Source organism: Bacillus sp. FSL R9-9497 (assembly GCF_038005805.1).
Classification (GTDB): Bacteria; Bacillota; Bacilli; order Bacillales; family Bacillaceae_G; genus Bacillus_A; species Bacillus_A cereus.
On the sequence record NZ_JBBOTY010000001.1, the window covers coordinates 3,479,678 to 3,490,833 of the forward strand.

Consider the following 11,156-nt stretch of genomic DNA (forward strand, 5'->3'; position numbering starts at 1 on the left):
CTAAACTTCCCCCTCTATCCTCTATAAATAATATCCTCAGCTAACGATGTAAACACTTCTCCAACAAGAGAATCTTCATCATATACAGATGAACCATTATTTTCTTCACGTTTCGCAAAAGGTATTTGGGCAATTACTTCTGTTTGCAATTGTTCTGCAAGCATTTCGCCACCGCCTTTTCCGAAGAGATAATTTTTCGATCCATCTTGTTCTTCATAATAAGCCATATTTTCCACAATACCTAAAATCTCATGCTTCGTATGTTTTGCCATTACACCGACTCTTGAAGCAACGAATGAAGCTACATTGTGCGGAGTTGTAACAATTATTTCTTTCGCTTGCGGAATCATCGCTGCAACATCGATCGCAACATCTCCTGTACCTGGTGGTAAATCAAGTAATAAATAATCTAATTCTCCCCAGTGCGTATTCGCAAGGAAATTTTGAATCCATTTATTTAGCATCGGTCCGCGCCACATAACTAGGTTATTTCCTTCTGTAAAAAATCCCATCGACATGATTTTAACACCGTGACTAATGACTGGAATTGCCGTTTGATCAATCATCGTTGGTTTCTTAATCGTTTCCATCATAGCTGGAATACTAAAACCATATATATCTGCATCTAATATCCCCACCTTTTTGCCCATACGTGCTAGTGCAGTTGCAAGATTAATTGTCACCGTTGATTTTCCAACTCCGCCTTTTCCGCTCGTTACAGTAATAAAACGTACTCCTGAATCCGGGAGAAGCATGCTCGGCATACCAGTTTCTGTTCTAGTATTTTTCTTTAATTTCTCTGTTAAAGCTGTACGTTCTTCTTGTGTCATAGAACCAAATGTTACCTCCACTTTAGAGGCACCAATTGCGTGAAGTGATTCTTCAATATCTTGTTGAATTTTTGCTTTTAACGGACAACCTTGGATTGTTAGTACTACTTCAAGTTTAACCTCTGTTCCGTTCATTTGTATATTTCTAACCATATTTAATTCTACAACACTTTTGTGTAACTCTGGATCCTCTACATGTTTTAATGCATTCATTATTTGTTCTTGAGTAAGCATAGAACTCATCCCTTCTCTTATTCTAATTTATATACAACATTTTCTTGGCGCTTCATCTGGTGAAAAAGCTTATCATCCACCGCTAACAGGCGGGATTAATGCGACTATATCTCCAGCTTTTATCATCTCTTCATTCATTACAAACTCTTCGTTAACAGCGACCATCACTTTCTCCAACGATTGTAAACAATAGCTGGCTTTGAGCCATTCTTTTAATTGTTGCACTGTCATTTCTTGCTTTTCTGAAATCACTAATCGATCCGATCCAACTTCCTCACGCAAATTTGCAAACAATAAAATTATAATCATTTTCTCATTCTTCCTTCTTTGGTTTTCCTTCTGGATATGGTGTATTTTCAAGTTGATCTCCAATCCACATCGTTCCATCTTCCCAAAATTCTTTTTTCCAAATTGGAACAATTCGTTTTATACGTTCAATCGCGTACTCATTCGCTTCATAAGCTACTTTACGATGCGGTGATGAAACTGCAATGACTACCGCAATATCCATTATTTCTAGCCGCCCTACACGGTGCGTAATTGCTACTTTTGTATCCGGCCATCTTTCACTAATTTCTTCTCCAATTCTCATAAGTTGTTTTACTGCCATCGGTTTATATGCTTCATACTCTAAATGTAGCGTTCGTTTTCCTTTTGTTAATTCTCTCACCGTACCAATAAATGTTGTAATCGCACCTGCTTCTCTTCTTGCGACTTTATTCGTTACTTCTTCAACTAAAATCGGATTATCTACAATCTCAAATAGCACTTGTTCCATTAAAACCACCTCTCACTTTATGAAATGTCCAAGGCCATTCACTACCTTCGTTATCTTCTAATAAAAGAACATCGACAAACATATCTTTTTTATATCCTCTTGTCCCGCCCGGCAATACGATAAACGCGTTGGATTCTGCCAATGAAGAAACTGAGCTAGATTTATCAAACCCTGATGGATAAGCGATTAATTTCCCCTCATCATATTGCAATTTTGCTCGTACAAATCTTATAAATGGATTCGGTTTTAGAAAATCTTCTCCTAATAACGCTTTTTCTCTTTTTAAATGTACTTTTTCACTAAACATATACGTCCGAATACACGGTCTTACGAATAATTCAAACCCTACGTAACAAGCTGATGGATTTCCTGATAAACCAAATAATAACTTGCCATTTAATTGTGCTACAGTCGTAACACTTCCTGGTCGCATTGCAACTTTATTAAAAAGAACAGATGCACCTAACTTTTCGTAAATAGCTGGTAAATAATCATAATCTCCTACTGATACACCGCCCGTTGTAATTAACATATCTACTTGGCCAAGCGCTTCTTTCACAGCTGTAAAACACGTATTAAAATCATCACTAAACTTCCCAAAATATTTTACTCTTCCGCCCGCTCTTCGAATTTGAGACAATATCATGTACGTATTACTGTTTCGGATTTTCCCTGGCTGTAATGAATCATTAACATCCAGTAATTCACTCCCAGTCGCTAACAGTCCAATTACAGGCTTTCTCGCAACTGGTACTTCACTATAACCGAATGTAGCAAGAAGAGCTGAAATACCTGGATTAATGTACGATCCTTTCTTTGCAAGAACCGTTCCTTTACGAGCATCTTCACCTTGAAAAGAAATATTGTCGCCCTTTTTGAATGATCGCTTCACTTCCATATAATTGTTGCCATTCTTCTCATATTGACGAGTCAGCTCTAACATAACAACCGCATCACACCCATTCGGAATTTGTGCTCCCGTCATAATTCGAACTGCTTGAAACGGAACTACTTTCTCATGGAATAGCGATCCTGCACCAATTTCACCCACTACTTCAAATACAATTGGCGTTTCATAACTTGCTAAATTAGTATCTTCTGCTCGAATAGCAAATCCGTCATACGGCGAACGATTAAATGACGGTACATCATGGTCAGCTACTAAATTCTCCGCTAATATACGTCCATAAGCTAATTCAATTGGTAATAGCTCCTTTAAGCCTTTATCAGCAAATCCCATCACTTTACGAACAGCTTCTTCAACCGTAATTGGCACTCTTCTTTCCATTGTTGACACCCTCTCTATTAACCGAATACGCGATAATATAGTTGTTTCGCTTTCGAAATATCATTTGTACCATGAATAAAAACACGACCATCTCGAAAAACAACCACGCGGTAATCCTCGAATTGGCAAGATAGTAAATACGGATTCCGATCTACTTTTCCCAGTTTTTGTAATACTTTTTCTATATCATCAAAATTGTATTTCCTATTGTCTACTGTTCTAATTTGAACTGTATTTCTTCCGCATAAAACAGCTGCTTTCGTTTGATTTTCGTATGATAAATAAGGATAAGTTCGATTCAAACCGCATGAGAGACAAGTGTCTGTTTTTATTTTCCCTAATTTTATAAAATGATTTTGATTACTCCATATATCAAACATGAAAAATGTTTTTCTAATTGCTGAGAAATCTTCCACTAAAATTTTGAGTGCTTCTGCCACTTGATATGCTGCGACGATTTGAACAGTCGGGCTAATAATTCCAGCGGTATCACATGTCACACCTGTAACAGGAATATTTTTCAGCATACAATGTAAACACGGTGTCTCTTGCGGAATAATTGTATAACTCATACCATACGATCCAACGCAAGAACCATATACCCACGGAATATTATGTTTTTGTGATAAATCATTTATTACAAATCGAATATCAAAATTATCTGTTGCATCAATGATTACATCTACATTTTTTAATAGACCTTCCATATTTTCTGAAGTTGCATCCATTACGAAAGCATGTATTTGTACTTCCGAATTAATTTGTTCTAACCGATTTTTTGCAGCAATTGCTTTCGGCATTTTCTCTCTCGCATCTTGTTCAGAGTACAATTGTTGCCTTTGTAAATTACTCCATTCAACGTAGTCACGATCAATAATCGTCAACTTGCCAACACCTGCACGTACGAAACTTTCGGCACTTGCACTTCCTAATGCGCCTGCCCCTACAATTAACACATGTTTATTTCGAATTTTTTCTTGTCCTTTACTCCCAACTGGTTTGAACAACTGTTGTCGTGAATACCGATCAGCCATTACATCCCCTTCCTCTCAAGAACTCTATTTCATATTAGAATGTTGTTTCTGATAACAAGCAAAGTAAGCAAAACCAACAAACCCAGCTCCTCCAATTACATTTCCGATAAAAACAGGAACAAAATTTTTAGCCAGATCCATCCACGTTAGATGACCAGCAAAAATAACAGCGGAAATGACAAACATATTTGCTACTACTTGCTGAAATCCAATCACTACAAATGCCATAATTGGAATCCAAATTCCGATGATTTTTCCGACAAAATCACTCGTCCCGTAAGCAAGCCAAAGAGCAAGACAGACGAGCCAATTACAACCAATTGCTAAAATCAAAGTTCTCCCAAATGATTCATGTAACTTCCCTTCCGCTATCGCTACCGTTTTATTTAAATACTCTCCCTCTGTTAATCCGCCAAGATGTCCAAAGCAATACGCAACGAAAATTGCCCCAATAAAATTCATAAGAGTAATCCAAACCCAGTTATTCAGTACACTTATCAATGTAATTTTCTTTGCATAAAGCGCCATAGACAGTGACATCATATTTCCCGTAATTAATTCTCCTCCTGCTAATACTACGAGCATGAGTCCAACAGGAAATACTGCTCCTCCTAAAACATTCACTAGACTTCCCCAGCGCTCAGGTAAATTCCCTAAAACTCGAATGTTAAGTAAAAAACCTATCGCAATAAACGCTCCTCCTAAAAAACCGAGAATAAGCATCGCTGGCAATGTCTGTCTTACTTTTTGAACACCGGCCTCAATGACAAGCTCAGCAATTTGTTCCGGCTTATGAAATGCCATTACCCATTCCTCCATTTTCTCCAAATAAAAAAGCAGCTTCAAAAAACCTCCTCAAAATAAAGGTTTTTGAATGCTGCTTAATTTCTCTGCACATCTTTTACAGAGATATCAATCATCACTTTTACTATAAAATAGAAAATCCACAACTCTTGTAAATTTTCCATTTTTCACTATGAAGCTAGCTTTATATATTAACCACCGATATGTGACATTTCAATTTTAGGCATTGTTTTCTTATTTGTATGATTTAAGCGTTCATCTGAATAACGATCTTCCCTATTATTCCATATATCGCGTACTACATCTGTAATGTCCTCATCTGTATGTTCAGAACGAAGCAATTCTCTTAAATCATTTCCTTTAGAAGCAAATAAGCAAGTATATAATTTTCCTTCTGCAGAAATACGAGCTCTCGTACATGATGAGCAAAAAGAATCTGTTACTGATGAAATAATACCTATTTCCTCATCGCTTCCTATATAACGATACCTAGTAGCCACTTCACCAGAATAATTTGCTTCTATCCGTTCTAACGGCATAACTTGATGAATCGTATCTACTATTTCTTGTTTAGAGACGACCTCTTTTAAATCCCAACCATTATAATTTCCAACATCCATATACTCAATAAAACGAAGAATATGCTTATTTTCCTTAAAATATTGCGCCATCTGCAAAATGTCCTGTTCGTTTTTTCCCTTTTGAACGACCATGTTTATTTTAATTTTCATTCCAACTTCAGCTGCAGCCTGTATTCCTTCCAGAACCCTTTGCACTTTGCTCCTATTACCATTTAAATAGAAAAACCGCTCTTCTTCTAAGGAATCTAAGCTAACTGTTACACGTGATAGTCCCGCCTTATATAAATCAGGAGCAAACTTTTTGAGTAACGATCCATTGGTTGTTAAACCGATATCTTCTACACCATCAATTTTATTAAGGCGCTCAATAAGCTTTGGAAGCCCTCTTCGAAGTAACGGTTCTCCGCCCGTAATCCGTAATTTTCTCACACCTAAAGAAACGAAAATACGTGTTATCCTTTCAATTTCATCAAAAGATAAAATTTTATCATTAGACAAAAACGAGTAATCAGGACCAAATATTTCTTCTGGCATACAATATCGACAGCGAAAATTACAGCGATCAGTAACTGAAATACGTAAATCCTTTAACGGACGTTGCAACTTGTCTAATGTAACTGATTTCATCTTCATTGCCTCACTTTTATTTTATATTTAAAACACGTTCTGGATGGGTATATACATTTAAGGAGTGATTACGAATAAATCCTATTGTCGTAATACCTAAATCTTCCGCTAGTTGCAAAGCTAACTCAGTTGGAGCTGATTTTGATAGTATAATTTCACAACCGATTTTTGCAACTTTCAATAATATTTCCGAAGAAATACGACCACTAAAAACAATGATTTTATCTTTTATAGAAATAGCGTTTCTTAAACAATAACCGTAAATTTTGTCTAATGCATTATGCCTACCAATATCCATTCGACTTAAAATAATACCATTCACATCACATAAAGCTGCATTATGAACCCCACCAGTATGATGAAACGTATCCGCAGATTGCTGCATTTCTTTCATTAACCGAAAACAATCCTCTGCAGCAACCTGTACATGGACACCCTTCATTTTTTTTGCACTTAGTGCATCATTTGCAAAAACAAACCCTTGCCTACTCATACCACAACAAGACGTAATATAGCGTTTATTTTGCATTTGTTCATAATACGGATTTACTTTTGTCGTTGTTACATGCACAAATCCTTCTTTCTCCTGCACCCATACACTATCAATATCTTCATACTTCCGAATGATTCCTTCAGACGCTAAGAAGCCTATTACCATATCTTCTATATATTCTGGAGTACTAACCATTGTAACAAACTCCTGTCCGTTCATTTTAATGGTGACAGGAAACTCTGTTACAATGCTGTCCTCTATATGTTTAAATGCTCCTTGTTCATAACGAAAGATTTCTCTTTCTACCTGTATCGGTTTCACGATCAGTATCCTTCTCTCACGTTATATTTTTATCAAAAACAAATACAGAAACTGCAATATCTTCTTCTACTTTCATATCCGAAAACAAATTCACTAATTTCGCTCCAACAAGTTCCTCCAAATGTTCACGTGAATTCACAGCATACACTTCTTGAATCATTTTCGTTCTAGCCATATGAACCATTTCCGCACCGTCCATCGTACTTGAAATAAATTTTTCAGTAGGTGTTAAGTTTCCATAAAGAGTCGCTATAGCCATATTTTCCGCAAAAACAGTATGAATTCGTTCTGGTCCTTTTCCGAAAAGTTCCTTTCGAAGTTTTCGTATCATATCATTAAATTCATGTACTTTTTTTGACATACAATTATACCTCCCAAAAGCCTCATTTTACTTTATTATATATTTTACCAAAATGAGCCTTCCGCCCAAACTATTTCGTACAAATATTTGGGCAGAAAGGTTCACTTCATGAAGTTTATTCGTCTTTTAACCCTTTCCCCATACCTTTTAAGAAATGAAGCCCAAACCCGATAGCACGGTTAATATCTGGGTCTTTCAATACTTTCATAAGATCGAATACCCCTACTTTTTTATTACTTTCTAGATGTTCATTACCTTCTTCTAGTCCGACTAATAAACTACCTATAAGCTTTTTCGTAAGTTCTGGGTCAAGTTCAGTTAACGCACCTGCAGCACCCATCATATTATTAATTAAATTTGTAACAGGCTCACGAGTTACTTGACCTAGAACAATTTTCGCAATTGGTTCTTTCGCTTTTAGCATTGAATTTGCAGCTTCTAGCATTCCAATGTCTTTTAATTCTCCTACTATATTAAACATCTGATTTAGAGCTTCCTCATTATTAGTTAGAAGCTCTTTTAAATCATCTAACTTTTGCTGTTTTATTTCTTCCTCAGTTAATTCTTGTTTTTGAATCATTTTTATAGGTGCAGCCATAGTTTTCTCCTCCTACTTATCCGTTAAATGCACATACCCTGGACGTGCCCACTTACGATGTACCTCAATGCCAGCTTGAGGGTGACGTTTTTTATTGCGTGGGTTCGCTTTTGGCATCGGATTTTCGCCGTCAACTTCTAACACTTCCATACGTACTTTCGTTTGTTTATACGCAGGTGTATTCGTACGTACATCCACAGCAGGACCTGTTAAGAAATTAATTGCTGTTTCGTTATCTGTAGAGTTCATCGGTAAATATAACTCATTCGCTTTTACACGATCTGTAACGAGTGCACGTAATTTTAATGCTCCAAAAGGAGAGACAAGACGAACTAACGAACCTGTTTTTACGCCACGTTCTTTTGCAAGGTCTGGAGAGATTTCAACGAAAACACCAGGTACTTTCGTTTGAATACCTGTTGATTTATTTGTCATATTCCCTTCATGGAAATGCTCAAGCATACGACCGTTGTTAATGTGAAGGTCAAACTCGGCTGGAAATTCAGCTGGACGTACCCAGCCAGCAATCGCAAAACGAGCTTTTTTATCTGGGAAGTTAAATCCATCTTGGAACAGAAGTGGTGTATTTGTTCCATCAAAACTTCCCCAATGGAAACTGTTCCACCCTTCAAGCACTTCATAGCTCGCTTGCGAGAACAATGGTGATAAACTTGCCATTTCAGCAAAGATTTCACTTGGGTGGCTATAATTCCAGTTTGCACCTAGTTTATTCGCAACTTCCTGGACGATCCACCAGTCTGGTTTCGCATCTCCTAGCGTAGGAAGAACTTGATATAATCTTTGGACACGGCGCTCTGTATTTGTGAAAGTACCTTCTTTCTCAAGAGATGGCGCTGCTGGTAATACAACATCTGCATATTGAGCAGTTTTAGAAAGGAAAACATCTTGCACAACGAAGAAATCAAGGCTCGATAACACTTCATGTACATGATTTGCATTAGAATCTACAAGAGCCATATCTTCTCCGACAAGATACATTGCTTTCATTTTTCCTTCGTCAATTGCGTGAAGCATTTCAATATTATTAAGACCTGGTTCACTATCAATTTTCACTCCGTAAGCAGTTTCAAATTTCGCACGTTCCATTTCGTTAGTAACGTGCTGATATCCTGGAAGCCATCCTGGTAAAGTCCCCATATCACAAGCACCTTGTACGTTATTGTGACCTCGAAGTGGGTATGCACCTGCTCCTGGACGACGATAGTTCCCTGTTGCAAGAAGTAAGTTTGAAATTGCAGCGGAAGTATCAGAACCACCTGTATTTTGCGTTACCCCCATACCCCAAAGGATACATGTACCATCTGCATCACGAATCATTTCAGCCATTTGAATAAGTGTTTCTTTTGAAATACCTGTTACTTCTTCTGCATATTCAAGTGTATATTCTTCTAGGCTTTCTTTGAAATCTTCAAAGAAGTTTACATTCTCATTAATAAATTCCTGATCATGCCAACCTTGATCGATCATATATTTCGTAACAGCCATTAACCAAACTTGATCTGTTCCTTGTTTTGGACTAATAAAGACATCTGATCGCTCTGCCATTTCGGTTTTACGAAGATCAGCTACAATTAACTTTTGTCCGTGTAATTTATGTGCACGTTTAATACGTGTAGCTAGAACAGGATGCCCTTCTGTCGGATTACATCCTACAATAATAACAAGACCAGATTGCGCAATATCTTTAATCGTTCCGGCATCACCGCCCATACCAATTGTACGGAACAAACCATCCGTTGCTGGTGATTGGCAATAACGTGAGCAGTTATCAATATTATTCGTTCCAAATACTTGTCGAGCTAATTTTTGAATTACATAATTGTCTTCATTTGTAATTTTAGAGGAAGAAATAAATCCGATAGAACCTTTACCGTACTCTTCTTTAATAGCACCTAATTTATTTGCAACTACATTCAGTGCTTCTTCCCATGTAGATTCAACAAACGTTCCATTTTTACGAATTAAAGGTTTTGTTATTCGTTCTTTAGAATTTACGAAATCCCAACCAAATTTCCCTTTTACACAAGTGGAAATTGCGTTAACTGGTGCATCTGAAGATGGCTGTACTTTAAGGATTTTACGCCCCTTCGTCCACACTTCAAACGAACAACCTACACCACAAAATGTACATACTGTTTTCGTTTTCTTCGTACGAGTATCACGCATGGCCGCTTCCACTTCTGATACCGCAAAAATACCGCTATATCCAGGCTCAACTTCTTTAATTAAATCTACCATCGGTTCAAGAATATCTGGTTTCAATCCCGTCATAAATCCAGCTTCACCGAGCATCGTTTTCTCCATTAAAGCGTTACAAGGACAAATCGTTACACATTGACCACAGCTAACGCATGAAGAATCATTAATATTTACTCCTTCATCCCAAATAACTCGTGGGCGTTCCGCTTCCCAGTCTATCGATAACGTTTCATTTACTTGTAAGTTTTGACACACCTCAACGCATTGACCGCATGCAATACATTGATTAGGATCATAGCGATAAAACGGATGCGTCATATCAACTTCACTTACATCTACTTTCGGTTCATACGGATATTTTTGATGTTCAATTTCCATTAATTCTGCTGTATTATGCAGTTTACAGTTCCCATTGTTGTTGTCACATACTGTACAGTATAATAAATGATTTTCTAGTAACCGATCCATCGCCTCTGTTTGTGCTTCTTTTGCGCGAACAGAAGCACGTTCAATGCTCATACCTTCCGTTGCTATCGTCGAACAAGAACGCATTAACTTTCCGTCAACTTCTACAATACAAGTGTCACATGTTTGAATAGGATCTACCTCTGGCACATAACAAATTTGCGGATGTTCAATCCCGTTCTCATTAATAACACCCAATATCGTTGAACCGGGCTCCGCTGTATACTTTTTTCCGTCAATTGTAATATGAACCATGTTGTTATTCATGGTCTTTCCCCCTTTTTGAGAATAAAAAAACTCCACCACGAAAATATACGCACCACATTTCGGCACGTTATTATCATGGTGGAGTAGTTTATTAGCACATCTTGCTAAAATACCAATCCATTTATTCATAAATAAAACGATAGAGTCATAACAGGTCATATCACGATTCCATCTTTAACACTATAATTATAGCGTTAAAGTTAAAAATATACAATATAAAATTTAAACTACGCATATGTCAGCTTGTAACTATCC

11 protein-coding genes are annotated in these 11,156 nt (G+C 37.0%); all 11 read right to left on the bottom strand.

From position 1 onward, the window contains the following. Positions 1–14: 14 nt before the first annotated feature. Positions 15–1,064, bottom strand: a complete 1,050-nt coding sequence (locus MKY21_RS17845) for a P-loop NTPase (RefSeq protein ID WP_341077076.1) — start codon at positions 1,062–1,064, stop codon at positions 15–17. A gap of 72 nt (positions 1,065–1,136) precedes the next feature. Then, complete coding sequence (moaD, locus tag MKY21_RS17850) at positions 1,137–1,373, bottom strand: molybdopterin converting factor subunit 1 (protein ID WP_341077078.1); 237 nt, start codon at positions 1,371–1,373, stop codon at positions 1,137–1,139. 4 nt (positions 1,374–1,377) lie between these two features. Then, entirely contained in the window at positions 1,378–1,842 is a 465-nt protein-coding gene (gene moaE / locus MKY21_RS17855; protein ID WP_000438665.1) for a molybdopterin synthase catalytic subunit MoaE, read from the bottom strand. Continuing rightward, positions 1,823–3,130: a molybdopterin molybdotransferase MoeA gene (locus tag MKY21_RS17860; RefSeq protein ID WP_341077080.1), complete on the bottom strand. Its 1,308-nt coding sequence runs from the start codon at positions 3,128–3,130 to the stop codon at positions 1,823–1,825. The genes moaE and MKY21_RS17860 overlap by 20 nt, the downstream gene beginning before the upstream one ends. Positions 3,131–3,147: 17 nt before the next feature. Continuing rightward, positions 3,148–4,164, bottom strand: a complete 1,017-nt coding sequence (locus MKY21_RS17865) for a molybdopterin-synthase adenylyltransferase MoeB (protein ID WP_341077082.1) — start codon at positions 4,162–4,164, stop codon at positions 3,148–3,150. A 24-nt stretch (positions 4,165–4,188) separates the two neighbouring features. Next, entirely contained in the window at positions 4,189–4,968 is a 780-nt protein-coding gene (locus MKY21_RS17870) for a formate/nitrite transporter family protein (protein WP_000863998.1), read from the bottom strand. A gap of 191 nt (positions 4,969–5,159) precedes the next feature. Beyond that, positions 5,160–6,176, bottom strand: coding sequence for a GTP 3',8-cyclase MoaA (moaA, locus tag MKY21_RS17875; RefSeq protein WP_137074635.1), 1,017 nt, complete (start codon positions 6,174–6,176; stop codon positions 5,160–5,162). Between the two features lie 16 nt (positions 6,177–6,192). Next, entirely contained in the window at positions 6,193–6,990 is a 798-nt protein-coding gene (fdhD, locus tag MKY21_RS17880; protein WP_341077087.1) for a formate dehydrogenase accessory sulfurtransferase FdhD, read from the bottom strand. A 16-nt stretch (positions 6,991–7,006) separates the two neighbouring features. Beyond that, the gene (locus tag MKY21_RS17885; protein WP_000039583.1) at positions 7,007–7,351 is read right to left on the bottom strand and encodes a DUF2294 domain-containing protein; all 345 of its coding nucleotides are present in this window, start codon (positions 7,349–7,351) and stop codon (positions 7,007–7,009) included. Between the two features lie 115 nt (positions 7,352–7,466). Next, positions 7,467–7,949, bottom strand: coding sequence for a DUF1641 domain-containing protein (locus MKY21_RS17890; protein WP_137074637.1), 483 nt, complete (start codon positions 7,947–7,949; stop codon positions 7,467–7,469). Positions 7,950–7,961: 12 nt separating this feature from the next. Then, on the bottom strand, positions 7,962–10,901 hold the full coding sequence (fdhF, locus tag MKY21_RS17895; protein WP_242319239.1) for a formate dehydrogenase subunit alpha: 2,940 nt from the start codon (positions 10,899–10,901) through the stop codon (positions 7,962–7,964). Positions 10,902–11,156: the final 255 nt, after the last annotated feature.

Excerpts from the sequence above, each read along its gene's own strand:
- fdhF (WP_242319239.1), bottom strand. The coding sequence starts at position 10,901 with ATGAATAACAACATGGTTCATATTACAATTGACGGAAAAAAGTATACA.
- MKY21_RS17870 (WP_000863998.1), bottom strand. The coding sequence starts at position 4,968 with ATGGCATTTCATAAGCCGGAACAAATTGCTGAGCTTGTCATTGAGGCC.
- MKY21_RS17865 (WP_341077082.1), bottom strand. The coding sequence starts at position 4,164 with ATGGCTGATCGGTATTCACGACAACAGTTGTTCAAACCAGTTGGGAGT.
- moaE (WP_000438665.1), bottom strand. The coding sequence starts at position 1,842 with ATGGAACAAGTGCTATTTGAGATTGTAGATAATCCGATTTTAGTTGAA.
- MKY21_RS17860 (WP_341077080.1), bottom strand. The coding sequence starts at position 3,130 with ATGGAAAGAAGAGTGCCAATTACGGTTGAAGAAGCTGTTCGTAAAGTG.
- moaD (WP_341077078.1), bottom strand. The coding sequence starts at position 1,373 with ATGATTATAATTTTATTGTTTGCAAATTTGCGTGAGGAAGTTGGATCG.
- MKY21_RS17845 (WP_341077076.1), bottom strand. The coding sequence starts at position 1,064 with ATGCTTACTCAAGAACAAATAATGAATGCATTAAAACATGTAGAGGAT.
- MKY21_RS17885 (WP_000039583.1), bottom strand. The coding sequence starts at position 7,351 with ATGTCAAAAAAAGTACATGAATTTAATGATATGATACGAAAACTTCGA.
- moaA (WP_137074635.1), bottom strand. The coding sequence starts at position 6,176 with ATGAAATCAGTTACATTAGACAAGTTGCAACGTCCGTTAAAGGATTTA.
- MKY21_RS17890 (WP_137074637.1), bottom strand. The coding sequence starts at position 7,949 with ATGGCTGCACCTATAAAAATGATTCAAAAACAAGAATTAACTGAGGAA.